This window comes from Pseudomonas sp. URIL14HWK12:I12 (assembly GCF_003097135.1).
In the GTDB taxonomy this organism is placed as follows: Bacteria; Pseudomonadota; Gammaproteobacteria; order Pseudomonadales; family Pseudomonadaceae; genus Aquipseudomonas.
On sequence record NZ_QEQL01000002.1, the window covers coordinates 678,035 to 703,138 of the forward strand.

General features: G+C 63.3%; 19 protein-coding genes and 2 pseudogenes. 7 read left to right on the forward strand and 14 right to left on the reverse strand.

The window, feature by feature from the left end; all coding sequences use genetic code 11:
• The first annotated feature begins 188 nt into the window (after nt 1-188).
• Nucleotides 189-1,505 carry a dicarboxylate/amino acid:cation symporter gene (locus tag F474_RS10065; protein WP_097085285.1) on the forward strand — a complete coding sequence of 439 codons (1,317 nt, stop codon included), beginning with the start codon at nt 189-191 and terminating at the stop codon, nt 1,503-1,505.
• A gap of 109 nt (nt 1,506-1,614) precedes the next feature.
• On the opposite strand, the gene F474_RS10070 is transcribed toward F474_RS10065, so the two are convergent.
• Nucleotides 1,615-2,658: an NAD(P)-dependent alcohol dehydrogenase gene (locus tag F474_RS10070; protein WP_097085284.1), complete on the reverse strand. Its 1,044-nt coding sequence runs from the start codon at nt 2,656-2,658 to the stop codon at nt 1,615-1,617.
• A 153-nt stretch (nt 2,659-2,811) separates the two neighbouring features.
• On the opposite strand from F474_RS10070, the gene F474_RS10075 reads away from it, so the two are divergent.
• Together F474_RS10075 and F474_RS10080 are read left to right on the forward strand one after the other, a co-directional pair.
• Nucleotides 2,812-3,687 (forward strand): AraC family transcriptional regulator, encoded by an 876-nt coding sequence (locus F474_RS10075; protein WP_097085283.1) that lies wholly within the window; start codon nt 2,812-2,814, stop codon nt 3,685-3,687.
• On the forward strand, nt 3,684-4,061 hold the full coding sequence (locus F474_RS10080; RefSeq protein ID WP_097085282.1) for a cytochrome c family protein: 378 nt from the start codon (nt 3,684-3,686) through the stop codon (nt 4,059-4,061). Before F474_RS10075 ends, F474_RS10080 begins: the two co-directional genes overlap by 4 nt.
• Nucleotides 4,062-4,064: 3 nt before the next feature.
• On the opposite strand, the gene F474_RS22805 is transcribed toward F474_RS10080, so the two are convergent.
• The 5 genes from F474_RS22805 to F474_RS10105 form a co-directional block, all read right to left on the reverse strand.
• Entirely contained in the window at nt 4,065-5,051 is a 987-nt protein-coding gene (locus tag F474_RS22805) for a succinylglutamate desuccinylase/aspartoacylase family protein (RefSeq protein ID WP_097085281.1), read from the reverse strand.
• A 45-nt stretch (nt 5,052-5,096) separates the two neighbouring features.
• Nucleotides 5,097-6,398, reverse strand: a complete 1,302-nt coding sequence (locus tag F474_RS22810; RefSeq protein ID WP_097085280.1) for an MFS transporter — start codon at nt 6,396-6,398, stop codon at nt 5,097-5,099.
• A 174-nt stretch (nt 6,399-6,572) separates the two neighbouring features.
• Nucleotides 6,573-7,487 carry a LysR family transcriptional regulator gene (locus tag F474_RS10095; RefSeq protein WP_097085279.1) on the reverse strand — a complete coding sequence of 305 codons (915 nt, stop codon included), beginning with the start codon at nt 7,485-7,487 and terminating at the stop codon, nt 6,573-6,575.
• Between the two features lie 46 nt (nt 7,488-7,533).
• Nucleotides 7,534-8,169 carry a LysE family translocator gene (locus F474_RS10100; RefSeq protein ID WP_097085278.1) on the reverse strand — a complete coding sequence of 212 codons (636 nt, stop codon included), beginning with the start codon at nt 8,167-8,169 and terminating at the stop codon, nt 7,534-7,536.
• 135 nt (nt 8,170-8,304) lie between these two features.
• Nucleotides 8,305-10,404 carry a TonB-dependent siderophore receptor gene (locus F474_RS10105; RefSeq protein WP_097085277.1) on the reverse strand — a complete coding sequence of 700 codons (2,100 nt, stop codon included), beginning with the start codon at nt 10,402-10,404 and terminating at the stop codon, nt 8,305-8,307.
• Nucleotides 10,405-10,631: 227 nt separating this feature from the next.
• Between F474_RS10105 and F474_RS10110 the strand changes: the two genes are divergently transcribed.
• Nucleotides 10,632-12,110 (forward strand): aldehyde dehydrogenase family protein, encoded by a 1,479-nt coding sequence (locus F474_RS10110; protein ID WP_097085276.1) that lies wholly within the window; start codon nt 10,632-10,634, stop codon nt 12,108-12,110.
• A gap of 35 nt (nt 12,111-12,145) precedes the next feature.
• Here the strand turns inward: F474_RS10110 and F474_RS23240 are convergent, their stop codons facing one another.
• Both F474_RS23240 and F474_RS23245 read right to left on the reverse strand, forming a co-directional pair.
• Nucleotides 12,146-13,012 carry a methyl-accepting chemotaxis protein gene (locus F474_RS23240; protein WP_371916147.1) on the reverse strand — a complete coding sequence of 289 codons (867 nt, stop codon included), beginning with the start codon at nt 13,010-13,012 and terminating at the stop codon, nt 12,146-12,148.
• A pseudogene (locus F474_RS23245) lies at nt 13,007-13,990 on the reverse strand (nitrate- and nitrite sensing domain-containing protein); the annotation flags it as partial. The gene F474_RS23240 and the pseudogene F474_RS23245, both read right to left, overlap by 6 nt.
• Before the next feature lie 508 nt (nt 13,991-14,498).
• Here F474_RS23245 and F474_RS10120 point away from each other — a divergent pair.
• Nucleotides 14,499-14,932, forward strand: a pseudogene (locus F474_RS10120) (DUF1810 domain-containing protein).
• Nucleotides 14,933-14,989: 57 nt separating this feature from the next.
• On the opposite strand, the gene F474_RS10125 reads toward F474_RS10120, so the two are convergent.
• From F474_RS10125 to F474_RS10150, 6 genes are all read right to left on the reverse strand, one after another.
• The gene (locus F474_RS10125) at nt 14,990-16,090 is read right to left on the reverse strand and encodes a polyamine ABC transporter substrate-binding protein (protein WP_097085274.1); all 1,101 of its coding nucleotides are present in this window, start codon (nt 16,088-16,090) and stop codon (nt 14,990-14,992) included.
• Nucleotides 16,091-16,102: 12 nt separating this feature from the next.
• Nucleotides 16,103-17,134 carry a histone deacetylase family protein gene (locus tag F474_RS10130; RefSeq protein WP_097085273.1) on the reverse strand — a complete coding sequence of 344 codons (1,032 nt, stop codon included), beginning with the start codon at nt 17,132-17,134 and terminating at the stop codon, nt 16,103-16,105.
• 159 nt (nt 17,135-17,293) lie between these two features.
• Complete coding sequence (locus tag F474_RS10135) at nt 17,294-18,286, reverse strand: AraC family transcriptional regulator (RefSeq protein WP_097085598.1); 993 nt, start codon at nt 18,284-18,286, stop codon at nt 17,294-17,296.
• Nucleotides 18,287-18,441: 155 nt separating this feature from the next.
• Nucleotides 18,442-20,322 (reverse strand): CocE/NonD family hydrolase, encoded by a 1,881-nt coding sequence (locus F474_RS10140; RefSeq protein WP_097085597.1) that lies wholly within the window; start codon nt 20,320-20,322, stop codon nt 18,442-18,444.
• A 120-nt stretch (nt 20,323-20,442) separates the two neighbouring features.
• Nucleotides 20,443-21,828, reverse strand: a complete 1,386-nt coding sequence (locus F474_RS10145; protein WP_097085596.1) for a YfcC family protein — start codon at nt 21,826-21,828, stop codon at nt 20,443-20,445.
• A gap of 342 nt (nt 21,829-22,170) precedes the next feature.
• A complete protein-coding gene (locus tag F474_RS10150; RefSeq protein WP_256577750.1) occupies nt 22,171-23,118 on the reverse strand; it encodes a LysR family transcriptional regulator in 948 nt (315 codons plus the stop codon).
• Between the two features lie 223 nt (nt 23,119-23,341).
• On the opposite strand from F474_RS10150, the gene F474_RS10155 reads away from it, so the two are divergent.
• Together F474_RS10155 and F474_RS10160 are read left to right on the forward strand one after the other, a co-directional pair.
• Nucleotides 23,342-24,568 (forward strand): OprD family porin, encoded by a 1,227-nt coding sequence (locus F474_RS10155; RefSeq protein WP_097085272.1) that lies wholly within the window; start codon nt 23,342-23,344, stop codon nt 24,566-24,568.
• A gap of 269 nt (nt 24,569-24,837) precedes the next feature.
• Nucleotides 24,838-25,104, forward strand: a 267-nt coding sequence (locus F474_RS10160; protein WP_133244996.1) for a toxin VasX, incomplete at its 3' end; no start/stop codon positions are given.

The following is a 25,104-nucleotide window of genomic DNA, read 5'->3' on the forward strand; positions in this document are numbered from 1 at the left end:
ACTACTTTTCCCGCCCGGCGCTTGCACCGCCCGCCAATGCTAGCCAAAAGCCTTATCACACGAACTGGCACGCGCTTTGCGAAGCATTTGGCAGCCCGCCGCGTGGCCGGCCCCCAAACAACTACAAATCCAAGGTGTCGTGAGCGTTTGGTAATGGATTGCCAGACGATGCGCTTGAGGAAACTGCTATGACGACTCGTCAGCCTCTGTACAAATCGCTGTATTTCCAGGTGATCCTCGCGATCATCATCGGTGTCCTGATCGGCCACTACTATCCTGATGCCGGTAAAGCCCTCAAGCCCCTGGGCGACGGTTTCATCAAACTGATCAAGATGGTCATCGCCCCCATCATCTTCTGCACGGTCGTCAGCGGCATCGCGGGCATGCAGAGCATGAAATCGGTCGGCAAGACCGGCGGTTACGCACTGCTGTATTTCGAAATCGTTTCCACACTGTCGCTGATCATCGGCCTGGTCGTGGTCAACCTGGTTCAGCCAGGCGCCGGCATGAACATCGACCCTGCCACCCTCGACGCCTCCAAGATTGCCGGCTATGTAGCTCAGGGTAACGACCAGAGCGTGATCGGCTTCATCCTCGGCATCATCCCCGACACCATCTACAGCGCCTTCGCCAAAGGCGACGTGCTGCAGGTGCTGATGTTCTCGGTGCTGTTCGGCTTCGCCCTGCACCGCCTGGGTGCCTATGGCAAACCGGTGCTGGACCTGATCGATCGCTTCGCCCATGCCATGTTCAACATCATCAACATGATCATGAAGCTCGCGCCGCTGGGCGCGCTGGGTGCCATGGCGTTCACCATTGGCGCCTACGGCGTCGGTTCGCTGGTGCAGCTGGGCCAGCTGATGGCCTGCTTCTACATCACCTGCGTACTGTTCGTGGTGCTGGTGCTGGGCGCGATCTGCCGTGCACATGGCTTCAGCGTTCTGAAAGTGGTGCGCTACATCCGTGAAGAGCTGCTGATCGTACTGGGCACCTCCTCCTCGGAATCGGCCCTGCCACGCCTGCTGGCCAAGATGGAGCGCGCTGGCGCCAACAAGTCGGTGGTTGGCTTGGTGATTCCTACCGGCTACTCCTTCAACCTCGACGGCACCTCGATCTACCTGACCATGGCTGCCGTGTTCATCGCCCAGGCTACCAACGCGCACATGGACATCTGGCACCAGCTGACCCTGCTGGCGGTGCTGCTGCTGTCTTCGAAAGGCGCTGCAGGGGTGACCGGCAGCGGCTTCATCGTGCTGGCTGCCACCCTCTCGGCCGTCGGCCACCTGCCGGTCGCCGGCATGGCGCTGATCCTGGGCATCGACCGCTTCATGTCCGAAGCCCGCGCCCTGACCAACCTGGTCGGTAACGCGGTCGCCACCCTGGTGGTTGCCAAGTGGGTCGGCGAGCTGGACGAAGCCAAGCTCAAGAGCGAACTGGATTCCGGCGGCGCCCCGCTGGAGCTGACCGCTCCCCAAGACGACCTGAAAGTGGCCGAAACCCGCTGATCGGGCTTGGCTGAAAAAAACCGGCGCCAGTGATGGCGCCGGTTTTTTTATGGGGCAGGGTGGCCATGCCGGATCACCTGTGCGGCGGGCCGCTGGCCGCGCCCGAGCCTCATGCCTGCATGTCGATCACGAACCGGTACCGCACATCACCCTTGAGCGTGCGCTCGAACGCTTGGTTGATGTCTTTGAGGGCCAGGGTCTCGATGTCGCACACGATCGCGTGTTCGGCGCAGTAGTCGAGCATCTCCTGCGTTTCGCCGATGCCACCGATCAACGAGCCCACCACCGCGCGGCGCTTGCCGATCAGGTTGGCGGCGTGGATAGCCGGCTCGATCGGCTCGATCAGGCCCACCAGGATGTGGGTGCCGCCGAAGCGCAGAGTTTCCAGGTAGGGGTTGAGGTCGTGCTGCACCGGGATGGTGTCGAGCAGAAAATCGAAGTGCCCGGCTACGGCAGCCATCTGCTCCGGCTCGCTGGACAACACCACCGCGTCGGCGCCCAGGCGCAGGGCCTCGTCGATCTTGCTGGCCGAGCGGGTGAACACAGTGACCTGGGCGCCGAGGGCCTTGGCGAACTTGATGCCCATGTGGCCCAGGCCGCCCATGCCCAGCACGCCGACCTTGTGGCCTGCACCTACGCCGTGGCGGCGCAGCGGCGACCAGGTGGTGATGCCGGCACACAGCAGGGGCGCAGCGGCCGCCAGGTCCAGGCCGTCGGGCATTTTCACCACGAACGCATCGCTGACCACGATGTGGTCGCTGTAGCCACCCTGGGTCAGGGTGCCGTCGTGGCGGTCGTAACTGGTGTAGGTCATGGTCGGGCCTTCATCGCAGTATTGCTGCTGGTCGGCCGCGCACGCCGGGCACTGGCGGCAGGCATCGACCATGCAGCCTACCCCCACGGCATCGCCCACCTTGAAGCCGGTGACCTGGCTGCCCACCGCGCTGACCCGGCCGACGATCTCGTGGCCTGGCACCAGCGGGTAATTGGCGATGCCCCATTCGTTGCGCGCCTGGTGGATGTCGGAGTGACACACCCCGCAGTAGAGGATGTCGATGGCCACGTCGTCGGCGCGCAGGGCGCGGCGTTCGAAACTGAACGGCACCAAAGGGGTGGTAGGGGAGAGGGCGGCATAGCCGTGAGTAGGGCGCATCTAGGGCTCCGTAAGCAAGCTGAACAGGGCACGCAGTGTGCCGCCGAGACGGCGGCGCGGCGATGGCGAAAACTGTGCCCGGCATGCTGAAAACTCCACGGCAACGACATTTTTTGCGATCATGGGCGCCCTGTGTGTTGCCTTGCCCTGCCCATGCCCGCCGAAGATACCCTGATCGAACTGCTGCGCCCGCTGGCGCTGCGCAATGGTTTTCTGCCCACCGCCATGGCCGAAGTGCAAGTGGTGGTGGCCCACCAGAACGTTGCTCGCTCGCCGCAGATCTACGACCCCAGCCTGATGGTGATCGCCCAGGGCAGCAAGTTCGCCTACCTGGGCGAGCGTACCCTTGAATACGGCGCCGGCCATTACCTGGTGCAGGCGCTGCCGGTGCCGTTCGAATACGAGACCTTCGCCACCCCCGATCAGCCCCTGCTGGGCGTGGCCATTGCGGTCGACCTGGCGTTGCTGTCCGAGCTGGTACAGGCCTTGGGCCCGGATGTCAGCGGCCCGAATGAGCGGCAAACGCCGCAGAGCATGGCCAGTGCGCCGCTGGATGCGCCCATGCGCGAGGCAGTCGAGCGGCTGCTGCGTTGCCTGCACCACCCCCCCGAACGCGAGGCGCTGGGCCAGGCCCGGCTGCGGGAAGTGATTTTCGCGGCCTTGCGCGGCCCACAGGGCAGTGCGCTGCGGGCGTTGGTCGAACAGCGCGGGCCCTTTGCCCGGTTGGCCGGGCCGCTGAACCACCTGCACCGGCATTTTGCCCAGCCGCTGAACGTCGAGAGCCTGGCCCGCCAGGCGCACCTGAGCGTGTCGGCCTTTCACGCGCAGTTCAAGCGCCATGCTGGCGTGACGCCGCTGCAGTATTGGAAGCGCCTGCGCCTGGTCAAGGCGCAACAGTACCTGATGGCCGGCGAGGGCGTGGCCCAAGTTGCCTTGCGGGTGGGGTATCAGAGCGCCTCGCAGTTCAGCCGTGAATACAAACGCTGCTTCGGCCACAACCCGTCCGCCTCAGCTCTGGAGATGCCGTGAAGCGTGCTCTGATTCTTTGCCTGTTATTGATCAGCGGCTGCGGCCAAGGTGGCGGCAGCGCAGGCCCGGGCAACGTCGAAAACGGGCAGAAGCTGTTCACCCGCACTTGCGGCGGCTGCCACAAGGCAGGCCCGGATGCGCGCAACAGCTTCGGCCCGCAGCTCAACGGCATCATCGGCCGCCACGCCGGTGCCTTGCCCGACTACAGCTACTCGGCGCAAATGAAAGCGGCCGGGTTCACCTGGGACGAAGCACGGCTCAAGGCCTATCTGGCCGCCCCCGACAAGGTGGTGCCGGGTACCAAGATGTACTTCTGGGGGCTGACCGATGAGCAGAAGGTGGCCGATATCCTGGCTTATCTGAAAGCGCAGTAAGGTTCACGCTTGGGCAACTTCCCGAGCCAACCGCACCACGGTTACCCCCGGCGCCAGTTGGCGCAGCGAGGGCTGGATGAGCACGCAATGGTCATGCGGCGTCACCACCGGCTGGCCGCCGTCGTAGGCGATCACGGTGCCGGCCTTTTCGATGGTTTCCAGCCCCTTGAAGTCCTCGACGAAACGGAAGTCCTCGGTACGCGCCACCACCGGCTGGGTGACTTCCAGGAACCGTTGGGTGGCCGGCAGCGGCAATAGCGGCCAGTGCGCCACGTCCTGCTCATCCACAGTGCCAGCCATCAGCAGAAAGCGCAGCGCGGTGTCCATCGCCACCGCCTCGCTGTGCGCGGCAAAGTGCTGGCCGGTTTCGACCAGCAAGGCGTTGCGCGGGCTGGCTTCATCGGCGAAGTCGCCATAGTCGCGCAAGCGCCTGCCATTGGCGTGCCCGGCGTCGACGATCACCGTGGCCGGTGCGCCGAGGCGTGCAGCCAGGGCGCGGCCCTTGGCCGTTGGCCCGCACATCATCAGCGGGGCGCTGGCTTCGTGCATGGAGTGAATGTCCAGCAACAGGTCGGCCTGGCGCACCCACGGCCGCAGCTCGCGGGCACGGGCCAGTTCGCGGCTGTGCTCGGTGCCGTCCAGGCGGGGGTCGAGCCATACGCGGTTCAGGTCTTCATCGAGAAACCGTGTGGCGTCGGCGTCTTCGGGGTTGAACGCGGCATAGGCCTGCACGTTGACGAACACCAGGCTCAATTGCCCGCGGCGTGGGCGCAGCCCAGCGCTGAGCAGGGTGTCGAGCGCCAGCGCACCGCTGACTTCGTTGCCGTGCACCAGTGCGCTGATCATCACGTGCGGGCCAGGCTCGCCGCTGTCGAAACGGTGCAGGTAGTCCACGCCGTCGGTGCCTTGGCGCCAACGCGTGATGTCTGGGAACGCGACTTGCACCGGGTAGGGTGCCAGGCGGTGGCGAGGGTGTGAGGATGCGCTCATGGAAGGTCTCCGGCAGGTGGCCAATAAAGGGCGTGGCAAAGGAATTCAGTGAGTGGCGTGGCGCATGCGCCGGCCGAGCAGTAGCACGGCCGCCAGGCTGATGCTCGCGGTGGCGATCACGTAGCCGCTGGGGGCCATGCGGTTGCCGCTGGCGTCGATCAGCCAGGTCACGATCAGCGGCGCGAAACCGCCGAACAGCGTGACCGAAAAGTTGTAGCTAAGGGCCAGGCCCGTGCCGCGCACCCGGGTGGGGAATATGTCCGAGAGCATTGCCGGGATCGGCCCTAGGCTCGCCGCGATGAGCATGCCCACCAGTGCCTGCACCATCAGCAGGGTGCCGACCGTGGGGCTCTGGTTGAGCCACAGAAACAGCGGCCAGGACGACAACCCGATCGCCAGCATCGCCAGGGTCAGCACGCGAAAGCGCCCGTAGCGGTCCGACAGACCGCCGAATACCGGGGCCAGCACCATCAACGAAACGCCTGTCACCAGTGCACCGAGAAACGAAGAGGTAGCCGGGATCTGCAGCTGCTTGATGGCGTAGGTGGGCATGTACAGCTTGTGCACGTAGTTGAAGGCGGTAGCGCCGGCAACCACGCCGATGGCCAGCAGCAGGCGGCCCGGGGCCTGTACCAGCACTTCGCGCAGCGGCGTGCGTTCGGTGCGGCCTTGGGCGGCTTCGGCACGAAATTCCGGGGTTTCATCGATCTGCGCACGAATGTACAACCCCACCGGGCCGATCAGCAGCCCCAGGCCGAATGCCACCCGCCAGCCCCACTCATTGAGCTGGGCATCGCTGAGCGTCGCGCTGAGCAATGCGCTGACCCCGGCCGCCAGCACGGTTGCCAGGCCTTGGGTTGAGAGCTGCCAGCTGGCGAAGAAACCGCGCCGATCGCTGCCACTGTGCTCGACCATGAACGCGGTAGCGGCACCGAACTCGCCGCCGGTGGAAAACCCCTGGAGCATGCGCGCCACCAGGATCAGCGCCGGTGCAGCCAGGCCGATGCTCTGGTAGCTGGGCACGAAGGTGATCATCGCGGTACCGATCATCATCAGGCCGATCGACAGCGTCAGCGAGGCCTTGCGGCCGGCGCGGTCGGCGTAGGCGCCCAGCACCATGGCGCCCAGCGGCCGCATCAGGAATGACACGCCGAAGGAGCCGACGCTGAGCAGCAGCGAGGTGGTTTCGTTATCTGCAGGGAAGAACAGGCGGCCGATGACCACGGCAAAGTAGCCATAGATCAGCAGGTCATAGAACTCCAGAGCGTTGCCGAAGCTGGCGGCGACGATCTCCTTCCAAGGGTTGCGCCGCCCAGTGGCGGGCGCATCGAGCGTGTGGCTGGTCATGGCGTATCCCCGGTCTTTCGCCTGCGCTGCGGCGCGGCGTGTTGGCTTTGTGCCGCACACCGTGCCCCAGCGCAGGCGCGCCAGGCAATTGCCGATTCGGCACAACACCGGGCCGAGGCGGCACGCGCCTTCAAGAGTGGGAGCCCCTGCCGGCCCCCGGCGGCAGTGCCGTGTTCAGATGCCCTGAGTTGGTGCGCTGCCCAGGCCTGCCCAGATACGCAACAGGGCCTCGTGGCGGTTGGATTTCAGCTTGTGCAGCATGATCTGGAAGTGCGCATGCAGCGGCGCGTCGCCGGCGATGCACAGCTCACCGCTGGCCAGCGCCCGGGCCACCACCCGCCGTGGCAGCCAGGCAAGCCCGGTGCCGCGCTTGGCCATTTCCAGGATCGCCTCGTAAGCGTCGGCCTGGTAGACCATCTTCAGGGCAGGGCGCCAGTTCAGCCCTGCCAGGTGCCGAGCCAGCACGCCGCGCAGCGCCAGGGTCGGTGAAAAGGCCAGCCACGGAATCGGCCCGCCGGCTTGCTCCGGGCCCAGCCACCAACGCGGCTGGCCATCGATGCCGGGCGCACTGACCGGTACCAGTTCCTCATCGCTCAGCGCCAGGCTATCGACCCGCTCGGGGTCGATCAGTACCTGGGTCAGAGGGCTTGAGAAAATCAGCAGCACGTCCACGTCGCCCGCCGACAGGCGCATGATCGCCTCCTGGGAACCACCGGTGACCAACGACACGGCGAAGGTGCCGAAGCGCGGGGTCAGGCTTGCGTACCAGTCGGGGAAGAAGTCGCTGGCCAGGGTCCGGCCTGTGGCGATGCGCAGTGGTTCGTCACGCCCCTGGCCGAGAATCTGGAATTGCGCGCGTGCAGCGCCCAGCAGCTCGATCGACTGGCGCGCAGCTTCAAGAAACAGCGAGCCGGCCGGGGTGAGCGCCACCGGTTGCCGGCGCTCGATCAGCGCCGTGCCGACCCAGTCCTCCAGCGCCCGAATCCGCCGGCCAAAGGCCGGGTGGGTGACGCAGCGGTTCTCGGCGGCGCGCGAGAGGCTGCGGGTACGCGCCAGTTCGATGAAGTCTTCCAGCCATTCCAGTTGCATGAGGGCACCTGCGTGGTCGAGGTGCGCGCCACTATACGCTATGCCTTCAGCGGCGGCTTTCGACGGCCATGCGCACGGCCAAGCCTGCCAGCATCGTGCTCATCAGCCCGCGCTGTACGGCCTGCCAGCGCGGCTTGCGAGCCAGGAACACGGCGATGGAGCCGGCCATCACCGCGATCAGCGCGTTGATGCTCACACTCACCAGAATCTGCGTGCAGCCCAGTGCCAGCGACTGCGACAGCACGCTGCCGTGATCGGTAGGGTCGATGAACTGCGGCAGCAGCGAAAGGTACATGACGGCGATCTTGGGGTTCAGCAGGCTGGTCACCAGCCCCATGGTGAACAGCTTGCGAGGGCTGTCCGGTGGCAGTTGCCGCACCTGGAACACCCCACGCCCGCCGGGCTTGAGCGCTTGCCAGGCCAGGTAGAGCAGATACGCCGCGCCGGCCAGGCGCAGTGCGTCGTAGGCGAACGGCACCGCCATCAGCAGCGCAGTGATACCCAGCGCCGCACAAAGCATGTACGTCACGAAGCCCAAACCCACCCCGATTAACGAGATCAGCCCGGCGCGGCGGCCTTGGCAGATCGAGCGGGAGATCAGGTAGATCATGTTGGGCCCGGGGGTCAGTGCCATCCCCAGGCAGATCAACGCGAAGGCAAGGAGGTGGGAGGGCTCGGGCATAAGGGGCTCCTGGATCGATCGGTAGAGGTATCGATCCTAGGTGGGCCAGTGTCGCCGGGTTAGATACAGATGCTGGGGAAAAAAGCCGTACAGCGCTCTGGCCTGTGGGACAGCGGCGTTCACCCCTGGGCCACCTCAGAAACTATAGGTGAACCCGGTCTGCACCGTGCGCGGCGCGCCCGGGTACGCATACTGGTTGAACGCCCCTTCCTCGTACGCTTCGTCGAACAGGTTCTTCACGTCCAGGTTCACCCTCAGTTGCGGCGTCACCTGGTAGAAGGTGAGCACATCGGCCACGGTGTACCCGGCCATGCTGTAGGTGCTGTTGGCGGTTTGCCCGGCACGTTCGGCGACGTGGCGCACACCGAGGCCCAGCCCCAGGCCGTTGAGCCGGCCCTCGTGAAACTCGTAGACGTTGAGCAGGTTGTAGCTGCTGCGCGGGATGTTGGCCAGGCGCGTGCCGGTGGCCAGGCTGTTGTCCTTCACCACCTCGGCGTCGACGTACGAGTAGCCGCCGATCACCCGCCATTGCGGGGTAATGTTGCCGGCGATGTTCAGGTCCAAGCCACGGCTGCGCACGCGCCCGGCAGCAACAGAGAAATTGACGTTGGCCGGGTCTGGGGTGAGCACGTTGTCCTTGAGTGTGTGGAACACGGCAGCGTCGACGGTCAGCTGGTCGTCGAGCGCTTTCCACTTCACGCCCAACTCGTAGGATTTGCCTTCTTCGGCATCGAAACCTGCGCCTTGTGCGGAGGCGCCGGTGTTGGGCTTGAACGATTGGGAATAGCTGCCATAGACAGCGACGGCCGGTGTCAGGTCATAGACCAGCCCGTAACGGGGCGTCACCGCGTTTTCGTTCTTGTTCCAGTCCACGCTGTTCGGCAGCTTGTTGTCGTAATCGTGTTCGTCGCGCTCGAGGCGCGCACCCACCAGCAATTTCAGGCGCTCGGTCAGCTGCATCTGGTCTTGGATATAGGCCGACGTACTGTCGAGTTGCTCGTGGTCATGGGTGGTGGTGCGCGTGAGCGCCGGCCGCGCCTGCCCCAGCACCGGATTGAAAAGGTCGACTGGGTAAGCGCCGAGCGCACCACTGGAACGAAGAATGATCGAGCGATAGTCGTACTGCTCGTATTCCACCCCTGCCAGCAGCGTGTGCTCGATGCTGCCGGTGTTGAAGGTGCCGGCCAGGTTCAGCTGGTAATCCCGATCGCTCCACTCCAGCTTGCGCCAGTTGAAATTGCGCCCCAGTGTCCGGCCATCGGCCGCGATACCGTTGGCCTCCACTGCGTTGCCATGCAAGGTTCCGTCGAGCCACTGCACACCGCCGCTCAGGCTCCAGTTGTCGTTGAGTTGGTGATCGAAGCGCAGTTGGCTGACGTTGTTGTCGTTGTTCAACAGGTTGGTCGAGCCTTTTTCCCATACGTAAGTGTCGCGGCTGCCCACGCCGACCTGCCCGGGGTAGTGGGTGTTGCCACGGTCGAGCGGGTGGTTGTTGCGCATGTAGTCGCCTTCGAAGGTGATACGCGTGGCGTCGGTGGCCTGCCACTGGATCACCGGCGCCAGGTCGTAGCGCTCGGTTTCGACGTTGTCGCGGAACGAGTCGCCGCCTTCCCCCAACACGTTGAGGCGATAGAGCAAGGTGTTACCGCTGCCCACCGCCCCGGTGGTGTCGAGGGTGCCGCGGTACATGCCTTGGTCGTCCATTTGCCCGCCAATGGTGGTCTTGCGCTCGGCTTGCGGCTGCTTGGTCACCACGTTGAAGGTGCCGCCGGGGTCGCTGCGGCCGTAGAGCGTGGCCGCCGGCCCGCGCAGGATGTCGATATGGTCGAGGGTGTTGGCGTCTGGGGCATTGGGGTAGCCGCGGTTCACCGGAAAGCCGTTGCGGTAGAACTCGCCGGTGGTGAAACCGCGCACGGTGTAGGTGGTCAGCCCCTGGCCGCCGAAGTTGTTGGCCCGGCCGATACCGCCACCGTAATCGAGAGCGTCCTGCAGGCGAGTCACGTTGGTGTCTTCGAGCACCTGGGGCGGCACCACCGACACCGACTGCGGCACTTCGTGAAGGTCCGCTTCGGTCTTGGTCGCGCTGGCGCTGCGCGGCTGCTGGTAGCTGCCTTCACTGCGCTGCGCAGTGCCCTCGATGTTCAGGGTGGGCAGGTCGAGCGAGGCCGCTTCATCGGCCAGGGCCAGGGGGGTAACAAGATTCAAGACGCACAACGAGGTCAACGCGTAACGCATCGAAAAGGCTCTTCAGAGGGGGGGAGGAAAAATGCGTCCGGGATGATACAGAGCATTAATCGCATTTGCATATATTTCTCAAATACGTTGTTCTCCGTTGGCTTTTTAACGCTTGTTGCGGCAGTGATTGCAGCGCGAGCCCGGCCGTTTGGCCGTTTCCATGGCGATTTGGCCGATTACCTCTGTCCAACGGTGGTCAAACCCATTCAACCTTCGGAGGAGCCCTCATGAACCCGCCTGCTCGCGATCGATACACCGACCTGCACCTGCTGCCCCTCGCCGGCCAATGGCGAGGCGGCCGCGCTGGCAAGGCGCTCACGGTCACCAACCCGTACAACGGTGAAACCCTGCTTACGCTTGAGCAGGCTAACCGCGATGACCTTGACCAGGCCTACGCAGCCGCTGCCGCTGCCCAGAAGACCTGGCGCGACCTGCCGCCGGCCCAGCGCGCCGGTATCCTGCTGCGGGCTGCGCAGATCTTCGATGAGCGTAAGGAGGAGATCGTCGAGTGGATCATCAAGGAGTCGGGCTCTACCCGTATCAAGGCCCAGATCGAGTGGGGCGCCGCCAAGGGCATCACCCTGGAGGCAGCGTCGTTCCCTACGCGGGTTCACGGCCGCATCCTGCCTTCGAACATACCCGGCAAGGAAAACCGGGTGTACCGCGAGCCGCTTGGGGTGGTAGGCGTGATCAGCCCCTGGAACTTCCCCTTGCACCTCACTCAACGCTCTGTTGCCCCGGCATTGGCCTTGGGCAATGCGGTGGTGATCAAGCCGGCCAGTGATACCCCCGTTACTGGTGGGTTGCTCTGCGCACGCATTTTCGAGGAAGCCGGCGTGCCGCCTGGCGTGATCAGCGTGGTGGTCGGCTCCGGCGCCGAGATCGGTGACGCCTTCGTCGAGCACCCGATTCCCAAGTTCATCTCTTTCACAGGCTCAACCCCCGTGGGCGCCCAGATCGGCCGCATTGCCAGCGGTGGCAAGCACCTCAAGCACGTGGCGCTGGAGCTGGGTGGCAACAGCCCGTTCGTGGTGCTGGCGGACGCCGACCTGGAGCAAGCGGTATCGGCAGCCGTGATGGGCAAGTTCCTGCACCAGGGGCAGATCTGCATGGCGATCAATCGCATCATTGTCGAGCGGCCGTTGTACGACCGGTTCGTCGAGCGCTATGCCGAGCGGGTGCGCGCCCTTAAAGTCGGCGACCCCAATGAAGCAGACACGGTCATTGGCCCGATCATCAACCGCCGGCAACTCCAGGGGCTGGTCGACAAAATCAGCCGCGCCCATGAAGAAGGCGCCCGCCAGGTGGTGGGCGGCGAACCGAACGGCCAGCTGATGCCCCCGCACGTGTTCGCCGATGTGCTGGCGAGCATGGAAATCGCCAGGGAAGAGATCTTCGGCCCGCTGGTGGGCATTCAGCAGGCAGAAGACGAAGCCCATGCGCTGGCATTGGCCAACGACAGCGAGCTCGGCCTCTCCAGTGCGGTGTTCACCGGCGACCTGGAGCGCGGCGCGCGCTTGGCTCGACGCATCAAGGCCGGCATGACCCACGTCAACGACATCCCGGTCAATGACGAGGCCCATGCCCCCTTCGGCGGTGAAAAAAACTCGGGCCTTGGGCGCTTCAACGGCGATTGGGCCATTGAAGCGTTCACCACCGACCACTGGATCAGCGTGCAGGCGACGCCGCGCCAGTACCCCTTCTGAAGGGGCGCGCTGGACGGCGCCTGGCTGGTTGGGGCTCAGCTCACTTTGAAACGCCCCACCAGCTGCTGCTGCTGCTCGGCCAGCCGCGCCAGCTCCTGGCTGGTAGCTGCCGTCTGCTCTGCTCCGGCGCTGACCTGAATCACCAGCGCATTGATGTCGGTGACACTGCGATGGATTTCTTCAGCGACCTGGCTCTGCTGCTCAGTGGCTGAGGCTACCTGAATATTGCTGTCGCTGATGGTGTTCATCCCGTCGGTGATCGCTTCGAGCAGCTCACCTGCTCGCACGATGTTTCTCGCGCCTTCCTGAGCCTTGTCCAACGTTTCCTGCATGGACGAAGCAGCTCGCTGAGAGCCCGATTGCAGGTTGGCAATCATGCTTTGAATGCTGACGGTGGAGTCCTGGGTTTTCTGTGCAAGGTTTCGCACTTCATCAGCGACCACTGCGAACCCACGCCCTTGCTCACCCGCGCGCGCCGCTTCGATCGCGGCGTTCAACGCCAGCAGGTTGGTTTGCTCGGCCACACCGCGGATCACATCCAATACCGTGGAGATCGAGTCACTTTCGCCCTTGAGCTCACCGATGATCGTCGCTGTTTGCTCAGCCTGCACTTCCAGCCCCTTGATCAGGCTGATCGTGTTTTCGATCTCTGCCTTGCCTTGCACCGTGCTGGTATTGACCCGCTGGGAGATCCCGGCGGCTTCGGTGGTGCTGCGAGCCACATCCTTTACGGTCGAACTCATTTCGCTGATGGCGGTGGCCACCTGATCAGTACCGTGGCGCTGCTGCGCTACGTTATTGCTGGTTTGCAGCGCCACAGCCGAAGACTGCTCTGCAGCGGTGGCGACCTGGGCGGTCGCGCTGCCGATCTCTGCAATCACTTCACTGATCTGGGCGGCCATGTTATCCAGGTTGCGCGCGATTTCTCCGAACTCATCCTTGCCGGTGTAACGGGTCCTGGCGGTCAGATCTCGGGTAGCGAGGGACACCAAGGTGCGGTTTACATCCACCACCGCGACACGAATATTGCGGATGATCACTGAGGCCAGCCACAAAACCGCGATCAGCATCAGCACCACGGTGGCGCTGGCCATGTACAGGCCGCGCTCGGCATCGCTGCGCTGCCCATCGGCCAGGCTCACTACAGTCTGGCCCAGCTCCGCCTCGACCTTCGCCATCATGTCGATACGGGTGGTTGCCAGGTCAAACCACTCTTCAGGTTTGATGTTCAGCGGCTCACCCAGGGGCGTGTCGAAACCAAGCTTCTGCAACCGGGCCACTTCCTGCGAGGCAGGTTGTTGCAGCACGTCGTCAAGCTTGTCCTTGAAGGCGGTGGGCGCCCAGCGCTGGAAGGCTTCGAAATAGCCGGAGAATTCACCCATGTTGCGGCTGAAGCGCGACAGCAGCGGCGCATCGAAACGGTTCTGGTTGAACGCCAGGCCCAGCAATACGCGCTCGCGGCCCGAACGCTCCTTCATGTCTGCGAACTGGTTGAGCGAACTCAAAGCCCTCAGGATCTCAGGATCTTGGATGCTCGTTTCCAGCGTGTAGGAGAACCCGATCAGGTTCTTTATCAGGTCGGTGAACTGCGCACCGGACTCGATGTTGTTAATGGCCAAGGTGTCCACTTTACGGCGCAGATCAGCCAAATCGGCCAGTGCGCGCAGCATTTTGTCCGGCGCTGGCAGGCCTTCGAGCGATTGGGTACGCATCGCGCTCACGGCCTGGTCTGTTTCCTGGCGCAGGCTCTGTAGTTTGTTCTGCATGACCTTGCCGCCGCTGCCCAGGAACACGCCGCTGGCGCCGCGCTCCCGCTGAATGGTGGTGACCACGTCGCTCAGTTTTCTCGCTGCGTTGGTGGCGTTGACGGCACGCTTCATTTCACTCAGCGTTTCGCGCTTGTCCGCCACGTAGATCCCGGAGAAGGCCAGAAACCCGAGCAAAGGGAAGGCGAGGATAAGCAGTAACTTGGTACTCAAAGGGGCATTTCTAAGCAAGGCAGGCCTCAGTCATTCAAAAGGTGGGAAGTACCCATTGGCCGCACGTTCTTTGAGGTCGACGTTTGATGTACCAATGATGGCTTTCAGGGTGGCCAGCTTGGCCGATGGGTGTTTCTCCGTTGGTAGTGTTTCGGCTTGGCACGCCGAAGCTTTACAACGTTCCAGGCTTATTCTGCGCGCGCAGTACCTGGCGGGCTCCTCTAGGGGCCTCGCTCATCCGGGCAGCGATCGCCCGCTCGGGTTTGAATCAAGGCCCAGGGACCAACAGGCCAAGCGGGCTAGGTTGGGCTGAGCCATCGGCGAGAACGGGCGGTCCATATTAGCCATGCAGCTGGATGCCACGCGGCGTGCAGGCCCTTCGGCCATGCCATCATGAGGAACTCGCACCATGAACGACCCTTTCAACCTGTCTCGATTCGTCGAAGCGCAGCGCCCGGTGTTCGGCCGGGTGATGGATGAGCTACACGCAGGGCGCAAGGCAACCCACTGGATGTGGTACGTATTCCCGCAACTGAAGGGGCTTGGCATGAGCGACACCGCGATGCGCTTCGGCATTGGTGATCTGGACGAGGCCCGCGCTTATCTGGCGCACCCCTGCTCGGGCCGCGGCTTGTGGAGTGTGTGCAGGCGTTGCTCGAGCACAGCGAGCTGAGTGCTTCTCACATCTTCGGCTCGCCTGATGATCTGAAGCTGCGTTCGTGCCTGACGCTGTTCAATCAGGCCCAGCCTGAGGCGGGTTTGTACCAGCAGGCGCTCGATCAATTCTATGCCGGCAGGCCCGACGACAGAACGATCCAGCTGCTGCGGGGGCGCACGCACTGAGCTGCGTGGCGGCGTTGTGCATCGCTTGGCATCAACGCCGCCACCGGTGAAGGTTGCTCACGCCCCGGACTTGATCCTCGTCCAGACCCGGGTTCTTACTCGCTCGGCCTTCTGATCCAACGGCCGCAGGGTATAGAGCCCTTTCATGGCGCCTTCACTTGGATACAGGTTCGGGTTGTTCCGAATCGCCGGATCAACCAGGTCGGTCGCGTCTTTGTTCGGGTTCGGGTACCCCACGAAATCGCTGATCGGCGCAATCACCTGCGGTTGCAGCAGGTAGTTGATGAACCGGTAGGCGTCTTCCGGGTCTTTAGCGCCCTTTGGAATCGCCAGCATGTCGAACCAGATAGGCGCGCCTTCCTTGGGCAGGCGCATGTCTACCACCACGCCGTTCTTGGCGTCTTTGGCACGGTTGGCGGCCTGGGAGAAGCTGCCGGAATAGCCCACGGCGACGCAGATGTCTCCATTGGCGATGTCGGCCATGTACTTGGAGGAGTGGAAGTAGGTGATGTAAGGGCGGATCTTGAGCAGCAGCGCCTCGGCCTTTTCATAGTCCTTGGGGTTGTTGCTGTTGGGGTCCAGGCCCAGGTGCTGCAGTGCCAGCGGCAGTATCTCCGAGGGCGAGTCGAGGAGGGCGACGCCGCACTGTTTGAGCTTGCTGATGTTTTCTTCGTTGAAGATCAGGTCCCAGCTGTCGACCGGTGCGTTGTCGCCTAGCACGGCCTTGACCTTGGCCGGGTTGAAGCCGATCAAGATGGTGCCATACATGTAGGGCACAGCGAATTTGTTGCCCGGGTCGTTGGCTTCCAGCAATTTCATCAGCTTGGGGTCCAAGTGGTTCCAGTTGGGCAGCTTGCTGCGGTCCAGCGGCTGGAACACGCCGGCTTCGATCTGCTTGGCCAGGAACACGTTGGACGGCACCACCACGTCATAACCGGAGTTGCCGGTGAGCAACTTGGCCTCCAGTGCTTCGTTGGTGTCGAAGATGTCGTACACCAGTTTGACCTGGCTGTTCTGCGCCTTGAAGTCGTCCAGCGCCTTGGGGGTGATGTAGTCGAACCAGTTGTAGACCCGCAGGGTGCGGTCTTCAGCCTGGGCCGCGCCGCAGAGCAGGGCCGCGCACAGGGCGGGGGCGATGAAACGCTTGAGTCTTTTCATGCTGCTGATTCCTCATTGGGCGTTCTGGAAACCTTCGAGTACGTTCACGGCATTGATGCCGATTTCTTCCACCGCATAACCGCCTTCCATCACGAACAGCGTCGGCTTGCCCAGGCGGGCGATGCGTTCGCCCATGCGCAGGTAGTCGGGGCTGTCGAGCTTGAACTGGGAGATCGGGTCCTGCTTGAAGGTGTCGACGCCGAGGGACACCACGACAACCTCGGCGCCGTAGCGCTCGATTTCGCCGCAGGCTTGTTCCAACGCTGCGCTCCAGCGCTCCCAGCCGCTGCCGGCGGGCAATGGGTAGTTGAAGTTGAAGCCTTTGCCTGCACCTTCGCCGGGCTCGTCGGCATAGCCGAGAAAAAACGGGAATTCGGCTGCCGGGTCGCCATGGATCGAGGCGAACAGCACGTCGCTGCGCTCATAGAAGATCGACTGGGTGCCATTGCCGTGGTGGTAGTCGACGTCGAGGATCGCCACTTTGGAGCGGCCTTGGTCGAGGAAAGCCTGGGCTGCGATGGCAGCGTTGTTGAGGTAGCAGTAGCCGCCCATGAGGTCGCTGGCGGCGTGGTGCCCCGGTGGCCGGCAGAGCGCGAAAGCGCTATGGGCGCCGTTCTGGATTTCGGCCTGGGCGGTGAGGGCCACCTGGGCGGCGCTGTAGGCAGCCTGCCATGTGCCGGCGGTGACCGGGGCGCCGCCGTCGAAGGTGTAGTAGCCGAGCTGGCCATGCAGGCTCTGGGGCATTACCTGGCGCAAAGTGCGCGCCGGCCAGGTGAACGGCAGCAGGTCGCCGTCCTCGCCCAGCTCGGCCCAGCGTGCCCAGGCGCCTTTGAAGAATTCAAGGTAGGCGCCGTCGTGGACCCGGCGGATCGGCTCAAGGCCGAAATCCTCTGGCTCGCGCACCGGCCCCAGGCTTTGCTGGCGAACGCGGGCGAGCACGTGATCGGCCCGTGAGGGCATTTCGAAGCAGGGCATCAGTTGCCCGCCAATCAGCTCGCAGCGGCCGTGATGCAGGTGATGATCGTCTGAGTAGACCGTCAGCATTTCTTGTTCTCCGTGGGCGTGGGGATGCGCTTTATTGTTGTTGCCCGGCGAAGTTCGGAAAACGGCAGGAACGGCCAAAAGGGGATCGATACGGCCAAAACCTCTGTCCTGATTTCGCCCTGTTTCGAAGCAGGCCGCACCGCAAAATGGCAGGCCAGTTCATGGGCGGAACTGGCTGGGGTTCACGCCGCTCCAGCGTACGAAGGCATGGCGGAAGCTGGCGGTTTCGCTAAAGCCCAGCTGGTCGGCAATGCGGTGGATGGGCCACTCGCCACTCGCGAGCAGTTGCTTGGCCCGGTCGAAGCGCAGCTCATCGAGCAACTCCTGATAACTGCAGCCCAACTCGCGAAGGTGCCGGCGCAGCGTGCGTGCCGAGCAGTTCATTTGCGCGGCGAGCCCGTCCAGGCCCGGCGCGCTGCGCAACTGGGCGGCCAGCAACTGGCGAATGCGCCCGAGCCAGGCCTGGCGCCCGGTAAATTCCAGGTTCTGCTTGCGGCAGCGTTCGGCCATGGCCTGGTGGGTGATGGCGTCTGCCAGGGGCAAAGGCTCGGCCAACCAGGCGCGGTCAAAGGCCAAAGCGTTGGCGGTGGCCGAGAACTGCAAGGGGCAGGCGAAGCTGTGGGTATAGCGGGCCTGGTAGTCGGGCGCTTCATGTTCGAAACGGGTGGCCAGCAGGGGCAGGGGGCGGCCGAGCAGGTCGTCGCAGATCACCTTCAGCGACACCAGGCAGAACTCGGCGTTGAAGGCCTGCAATTGCGCGTTGCCCTGGTAGCCGGTGGCGGTGAGCCAGATGCGCTCGGCCTCGTGCTCCAGGCTCAACTCGAACACCGTTCCCAGCAGCGCCGGGTAGCGCAGCGCCAAGCGCAAAGCGTCACCGAAGGTGGCACTGGTGAGCAGGGCGTAACCGAGCAGGCCATAGGCCGACACATGCATACGCCGGCCCAGCTCCAGGCCAATCTCACGGCGCAAGGCCACAGCGTTGGCGCAGACCTGCATTTCCTGGTGCGTGCCGATGCGGGTGTCGGCACGGTTCAAGTCCGCAGTGCTAATACCGCTGCCTGTGAGCAACAGGTCGTCGGGCAGGCCCTGTTCGCGGAAGGTGGTGAGCACCAATGAAACGGCATTGAGGGTGGTGAGGTGGGAGTGGAGCATGGGGCATCCGGCGCTGGGGAATGCCAATGTGTCGCAAGTTATATGCCATGGGTTCAAGGGGCGGGGTGCATGCCCCCCCAGGTGCGCGCGGTTGAAGGCCTGCCTGGCGGCCTGGCCCATGAACGGGAACGCCAGGCAGGTCAGTGCAATGTCGATCAGAAGCTTTGTTGCGGCCCCTCCAGGGGCCATCCTTGCACCGCGCAGCTTTCGCCGCTGTTTTCCAGTATCCGCAGCACTATTCGCGATGCACTGCCTTCGCTCATGTGCACGGTGTTCGTTGCCACACGCTTGGCTAAGGCCTGCCCCTCGGGTTCGCCGCTGTTGGGGTTGACGTCGAAGCGGGGGAAGTTGCTGCTGGCGATATCTACCCGCAAGCGGTGGCCTCGTTTGAAAAGGTTACAGGTTGCGAACGGCTCGATGGTGATCGGGAAGCGTTCGCCGGGGGTTACCAAGGTGGGGTGGGCCCAGGACTGCCGGTACCGGCAGCGAAAGATGCCATCGGTGATGTTCATGGAATAACCCTCTGGGTAGTCATCGCTGGGGGGGTAAACGTCAATCAATTTGGCGGTGAAGTCCGTGTCCGGGCCATCGGTCTGTACCCACAACTCCACGCGCACAGGCCCTGCCACTACCAGGTCGCGCTCCAAGGGTGGGGTCTGGAAGCTCAGCACATCGGCGCGCGATGACAGGGTGCGGCCGTCACCTGTAGCGCCGAAAAAACCGGGGGTTTCCCGTTGATCGAAAGCACCGCCGGCAAAGATCGGCGCACCGGAGGTCAGGGCCCCGCCGAGCGTAGGCACAGGATGATCCGGGTCGCTGCGGTAACTCAACGAGCCTTGTCCCCGAGCGGGAGGGTTGGTGCTCAGGGTACCCTCCGGCTGTAGATACAGCGACCATTCGACGCTGCCGGGCAATGGCCAGTGCGCTGCGCTCAACCAGCGCCCACCGTGTTCCAGGTGCCCCTGGCCGTTGCGCTGGCCGCTGCCTGTGCCCATCAAGAAAACCTGAACGCCGGCCGCTGCGCTTTCAGGGGCGCGGGGCGCCTTGAGGTGATGATTGAACCAACCCAACCGGCAGGCGAGCCAGTCTTGAGCCAGTTGCCCATCGAATGCTGCGTGCGGGCCGAACTCCACATCGCCGCTGCGGGTAACGTTTCGGTCACCGTGCAGCCACGGCCCCATGATCAGCCGTTGCGGGGCGGTTCGACCTTGGCGAAAGGTTTGATAGTTCGCCAGTGTCGAGCTGACGTAGGCGTCATACCAGCTGGACATGAACATCACCGGGATGTCGGGTATACGGTCGAACCACGCCTCTGCGCAAATCCCCAGTTGTTGCCAGTAATCATCAAAACGGCCTCGCGACCACTGGTCCAGCAAGTAGGCCTCATATTCGGGCAGATGCCTGAGGGGCGAGTGACCGGGCCGCCATGGCATGCGTTTGAACCACTGGTGGATGTCTTCGTTTTCCAGCGCTTGACGCAGTGACGGGTCGGCTTTGGCGGCCGGGCTTTCCTTGGCTCGGCGAAAAGCCCAGGTCGCCTGCTTGAGCTCGAACGCACCACCCTGCCGCACTCCGCAGTGGTAGGCGTTATGGAAACCCCCGGAATCGAGCACCATCGTGGCCAGGCCCGGGGGGGCCAGGCACGCCATGGCAAGCTGCGTGTGCGCTGCATAGGAAAGCCCCATGCTGCCGATGCGCCCATCGCACCAATCCTGGCGCATGATCCAGGCGAGCGTGTCGAAGCCGTCCTCACCTTCATTGGTGTATTTGGTGAACACGCCTTCGGAACCGTAGCGCCCGCGACAGTCCTGGAACACCAGGGCGAAGCCCGCACCGGTGAAGGTGGCGGCCATCTCTTCGCGGGACAGATGATGGCCGTCCAGCCGCACCTCGGATCGCGACGGGGCGCTTTTATCGTAGGGTGTGCGTTCGATCACCACCGGCCACGGTCCCAGCGTGCCCGTAGGCAGATAAACATCGGTTGCCAGGTTGATGCCGTCGCGCATGGGCACTGTCACATTGCGCAAAATGCGCATGGAAACCTGGGGCAGGTCGGAAAGCGTATTCATGCTGGAACCTTAAAGGGCGTAGGCGTGCCGATCGAGGCAGCACCGTCGCACCAGAGAATGAAAGACAGAGTGTGGAAAACAGCGCCGTCAGTAGCCGATGACCACGGCCGTGATCAGCAGGGCAATGGATAGCGCCAGGAATACCAACAACAGGGGGAAGATGAAGCGGGCCCAAGCGCCCCAGCCCACCTGGGCCGCGGCCAGCAAGACCAGCAGCCCGCTGGACGTTGGGCTGATCATGTTGGTCAAGCCATGGCCCAGCAGAAAGGCATACACGCTGGTTTGCGGGCTGACCCCGGACAGCTGGGCCAGGGGGCCGAAGATCGGCATGGTGACCGCGGCCTGGCCGGAGGTCGATGGGATCAGCAGCTCCAGCAGTAGTTGGCTGAAAAACATGCCCAGCGCGGAAAGAATTGGCCCGTGGCTGCCCATCAGGTGGGCAAGGCCATCGACCACGGTATCGAGCACATCGCCAGTGGAAAGGACAATCTGCACCGCGGTGGCCAGCCCGATCATCACCCCGGCGATCAGCACCTTCTGCATCCCTTCGATGAATGCTGCGCACCCTTCACTGGCCCCAAGCCCCGCGACGACCGCGAACACCACGCTCAACGCCAGGTAATAGGCCGACAGTGCCGTGTACTGCCAGTGCCAAGTGTTGGAGGCGTAAATCAGAAAAACGATACCCGCCGCCAGCAGGATCAGGTTCAGTGTGTGTCGAATCGACAGGCGCCGGCTCTCGAACTGATGCGCCACCGAGCGATCGAAGCCGAACCGGCGCAATACCAGGAACATGAACGCGATACCCACCGGCAGCATGGTCACGTAGGCGGCGACGCGCATGCTCATCCCGCTGAACACTGGAAGCCCGACGATCGGTTGTGCTACGGACAATGCCACGGGGCTTGAAACCGAGGCCAGGTAGCCGATCTTCAACGGCACCACTACCAGCGCCAAGCCTACGATGTTGGGCAGGCCCATTCGGTTGGCCAATGCCACCATCAGCGGCACGATCACGATGTATTCCTTGGCCATGCCCATGAACGTGCTGCCTGCCGAAAAGGCGAGCATCAGGCAGGGCACCAGTACGTAGACATTGCCACGGGTCGCGCCCAGCAGCCTTTCCAGCCCGGCATTGATGGCTCCTCCACGGTTCAGCACACCGAGCATGCCACCGGTGAACAGCACCATGAAAATCAACCCCACGCTTTTTTCGATGCCTTGGGGAATGGCCATGACCGCCTCGGTCAGGCTGACCGGTTGCGCGAAGGTGTCATCGGCCTTGCGTACCGGAATGGAAAACAACTGCGCGGGCGAGGCGTCTTTTTCCAGCGTTTTGTACGAGCCAGGCACGACGATGATGCCGTGACGTTGATATTCCCCAGACCTCACGACGTAGGTCATCGCCATTGCCAGGAAAACGATCACCAGCAGAATGGCCGCTGGGTTGACCTGCCGGTGCCGGCCGGGCATCAGGCCCGGGGCAACGCCGTCCCCCGGCGCACCCAGAGGAAGAATAGGTTTCAGGCTTTCGTTCATGTGAAGTGCTCTGCAGATGTTTGATTCAGGTCGAGCCAAGGCGGCGAGGGCCGCCGGGGCGGTTCAACGGCAGGCAAACAAAGGGGCGCGGGCCAACGGCCCTTCACACGCGCTGGAGGTCATTGTGGGAAAGCGATCGGATGGCAACATGGCAAGCTCTCGTTTTTGTTTTTGAGGTGGTTCGAATCGGCTGTAACCCGCCCGTTCCGGGGCGGATGCAGCAGAACTTAAGACAACCTCCGAGCGCGTACAACGTTATGCGTAAAGCGGGTAAAGCTATTCGATTTGTTGCCTGTTGCCGGTGTTTTCGAAGGCCTGTTCAAACGCCAGCGACGCTTGCAAAAGCTGCTCGCGCAGGTGCTGGGCAAAGTGTTCGAGAGCTCGGGAATGAGGCTGGCCAGTGCGTGAAATCAAGCCGAAAGCGTGGGGCAAACTTGGTTCGAAACGACGAGTGACGATCGGCAGATCACTGAAGTGGCTGACCAGAAATGCGTTGACGATGGCCACACCCGTGCCCTCGGCCACGAACGCACAGGCGGCCGCGACCGAGTGCACTTCGACATGCACCTGAGGGGCAACCCGAGCGCCGCGCAGTAGCAGATCCAGTTCTGCCCGCAACGCGCGCTGGCGGCCCAGCATGACCATCGGCACGCCGCGCAGATCAGTGATGTCGACGACCTCCTTGAGTGCCAGCGGGTGCCCCAGCGGCATGACACAGACCCCTTCGGCTTCCAGCACCGGCGTTACGTCCAGACCGTCGTTCTCAACGGGAAGCCGCACGAGCGCCAGATCGGCCGAGCGCTCCAGCACGGCACGCTCCAGGTAGGCATTGGCACCGATGAGCAGTTCTACCACCACGTTCTGGCGGTCGCGCAGGTAGGCCGCGACCAGCCGTGGGATCAACTGCTGGCTCATGCTGGGCGGTACGCCGAGCTTGAGCAGTGTCTTGCTCGACCGACCCAGTCGCAAATCATCGGCCCTGCGCTGCACACGCTGCATGCCGTCGAGCAGGCCGCTGATGTCGGCAAGCAGTTCATCGGCTTCCGGCGTGGCGGTCAACCGGCCGTTTCGACGAAGAAAAAGGGCTACCCCGAGGCTCTCTTCAAGCTGGCCCAACAAGCGGCTCACGGCAGACTGGGACACTTCCATCCTGGCCGCCGCACCGATAGTCGACCCGGTCTCCATGATTGCCTTGAAGGCTTCCAACTGTTTGAAATTCGTCAATTATTCCTGCCTTCAGATGCGGGTTCAGGCCTGTTGAAACAGCCATTCGCGCATAGCCCAATGCGCGCTGCGCATAACGTTGTAAGGGGCTTCACCAGTGGTTAGTGTCCGCCGCGAAGCGACATGGCGTCCAGCGTCCAGAGTAGGGCAAGGCCTGGGCTGAAGTAGCTGTCGGCTTTTTTTTCGCTGCCATAAAACCAACAACTGCGATGAGGACAGCGTGATGCAAAAACTGTTTGTGACCTCCCTGGTTTCCTGTGCCAGCCTCGCATCGACCACCACAATACCAGCGCACGCCGACGGCTTTATCGCCGATAGCCACGGTACGCTGGAACTGCGCAACTATTACTTCAACGACGGCTATCGAGACGGCGGCGAGGACCGCAAGGAATGGGCCCAGGGTTTCTTGCTGGACCTGCAGTCGGGCTTCACCCCAGGCACCATTGGCGTTGGCCTGGACGCCCTGGCGCTGGTGGGGCTTAAGCTCGACTCGAGCCCGGCGCATGCCGATACCGGGTTGATACCGGTGCATGACAACGGCCATGCCGCTGATGAGTTTTCCACCCTGGGCCTGACAGCCAAGGTGCGGGTAGGCGATGCGCTGATCAAAAGCGGCACGTTGCTCACGCGCATTCCGGTACTGGTCTACAACGACGGCCGGCTGCTGCCTCAAACGTTCCGCGGCACGCAAGTTGAATACACCGGTATCACTGACCTCTACCTGCATGCAGGCCATCTCGATAAGAACAAAACTCGCAACTCCACCGACAGCGTCGACATGACGCCGTCAGGCTACCGTGGCAATGAGGGCACCGACTTCGACTTCGCCGGCGCTACCTACAAGGCCAACTCGAATCTGAGCCTCACCGGCTACTTCGGGGAGATGCGCGACTTCTATCGCCAGGGGTTTCTTGGCATCGTGCACAAATGGCAGCTAGGCAGCGGCAGCGTGACCAGTGATTTACGCTACTTCGATAGCGCAGATGCCGGGCGTGCCTACAACGGAAAGGTCGATGCAGACATGCTCAGCAGCCTGTTCACCTACCGGTTGGGCGGCCATGCGCTAGGCCTGGGCTATCAGAAATTGTTCGGTGATACGGCGTTACCCTACGTCAACGGCGGTTCTGTCTATTCCTTCAGCAACGCCAGTGTCGGCAAGTTCATCCAAGCCGGCGAGAAGACCTGGATGGCCCGTTACGACTATGACTTTGCGGCCCTTGGCCTACCGGGCCTGACCCTGATGACGCGGTACTACAAAGGCGAGCAGGGGGCCTACAAAGGTATAGAAGCGCGGGAACACGAGACCAATACAAGCCTTAAATACGTCGTGCAGAGCGGCCGTTTCAAAGGGGTCGGCACGCAGCTGAGCCATGCGATCTCGCGGTCGACCTACTCGGACGACCGTGACAACTACCGTATCTACCTGACGTACGAAATCGCCTTGTGGTGAAAAGTGCAGCGGGCGCGTCGGCAGCGGTTGGAAGTGAACATTCTTCGCTATCCAACCTCGTGCTTTTCTCCTCGGCAAGCAGGGCATGTGTCTGCATGACATTGAGCCAGGGGTTGCGGGACGGCTTAACAAACGTCTGGTTGGGAGGATGGATCGGCGCAGACTGAGTGCGTCCCTATCGGAGGATTTCAGAACTACGCCTATTCACCCCCCCGCCCCCGGCATGCTCCCATGCGCCTCCCGAGCAGCCGGAACGGGTTCCCCGCGCCATGAAGCAGCACTCCCACCTCGAAAACCTGCTGGCCGAGAACGACCCGATACCGGTCGGCCGTTGCGCCACCTGCCAGCGCAGCGGGCTGCCGATCCTGCCACTGCGCACTGCCTTCGCCCCGCCGGCAGGCGACATCGAGGCCGACGTGACCTCCGCCCGGCTGGGCCGGTTGCGCACCCTGCGCCAAGGTTACCTCTACGTGCTGCTCGACGCCCAGGTGTGGCAGGCCTATGCCGTGACCGAGCAGGGCCTGCTGCGCCAGTTC

What these genes read in the sequence shown, in the direction of transcription:
- F474_RS10145 (WP_097085596.1), bottom strand. Translation starts at nt 21,828, where the DNA reads ATGCCCGGCCGGCACCGGCAGGTCAACCCAGCGGCCATTCTGCTGGTG.
- F474_RS10100 (WP_097085278.1), bottom strand. Translation starts at nt 8,169, where the DNA reads ATGCCCGAGCCCTCCCACCTCCTTGCCTTCGCGTTGATCTGCCTGGGG.
- F474_RS10075 (WP_097085283.1), top strand. Translation starts at nt 2,812, where the DNA reads ATGCCCGCCGAAGATACCCTGATCGAACTGCTGCGCCCGCTGGCGCTG.
- F474_RS10065 (WP_097085285.1), top strand. Translation starts at nt 189, where the DNA reads ATGACGACTCGTCAGCCTCTGTACAAATCGCTGTATTTCCAGGTGATC.
- F474_RS22805 (WP_097085281.1), bottom strand. Translation starts at nt 5,051, where the DNA reads ATGAGCGCATCCTCACACCCTCGCCACCGCCTGGCACCCTACCCGGTG.
- F474_RS10135 (WP_097085598.1), bottom strand. Translation starts at nt 18,286, where the DNA reads ATGCTCCACTCCCACCTCACCACCCTCAATGCCGTTTCATTGGTGCTC.
- F474_RS10130 (WP_097085273.1), bottom strand. Translation starts at nt 17,134, where the DNA reads ATGCTGACGGTCTACTCAGACGATCATCACCTGCATCACGGCCGCTGC.
- F474_RS10070 (WP_097085284.1), bottom strand. Translation starts at nt 2,658, where the DNA reads ATGCGCCCTACTCACGGCTATGCCGCCCTCTCCCCTACCACCCCTTTG.
- F474_RS10155 (WP_097085272.1), top strand. Translation starts at nt 23,342, where the DNA reads ATGCAAAAACTGTTTGTGACCTCCCTGGTTTCCTGTGCCAGCCTCGCA.
- F474_RS10095 (WP_097085279.1), bottom strand. Translation starts at nt 7,487, where the DNA reads ATGCAACTGGAATGGCTGGAAGACTTCATCGAACTGGCGCGTACCCGC.
- F474_RS22810 (WP_097085280.1), bottom strand. Translation starts at nt 6,398, where the DNA reads ATGACCAGCCACACGCTCGATGCGCCCGCCACTGGGCGGCGCAACCCT.
- F474_RS10140 (WP_097085597.1), bottom strand. Translation starts at nt 20,322, where the DNA reads ATGCGCATTTTGCGCAATGTGACAGTGCCCATGCGCGACGGCATCAAC.
- F474_RS23240 (WP_371916147.1), bottom strand. Translation starts at nt 13,012, where the DNA reads ATGGCCGCCCAGATCAGTGAAGTGATTGCAGAGATCGGCAGCGCGACC.
- F474_RS10110 (WP_097085276.1), top strand. Translation starts at nt 10,632, where the DNA reads ATGAACCCGCCTGCTCGCGATCGATACACCGACCTGCACCTGCTGCCC.
- F474_RS10105 (WP_097085277.1), bottom strand. Translation starts at nt 10,404, where the DNA reads ATGCGTTACGCGTTGACCTCGTTGTGCGTCTTGAATCTTGTTACCCCC.
- F474_RS10125 (WP_097085274.1), bottom strand. Translation starts at nt 16,090, where the DNA reads ATGAAAAGACTCAAGCGTTTCATCGCCCCCGCCCTGTGCGCGGCCCTG.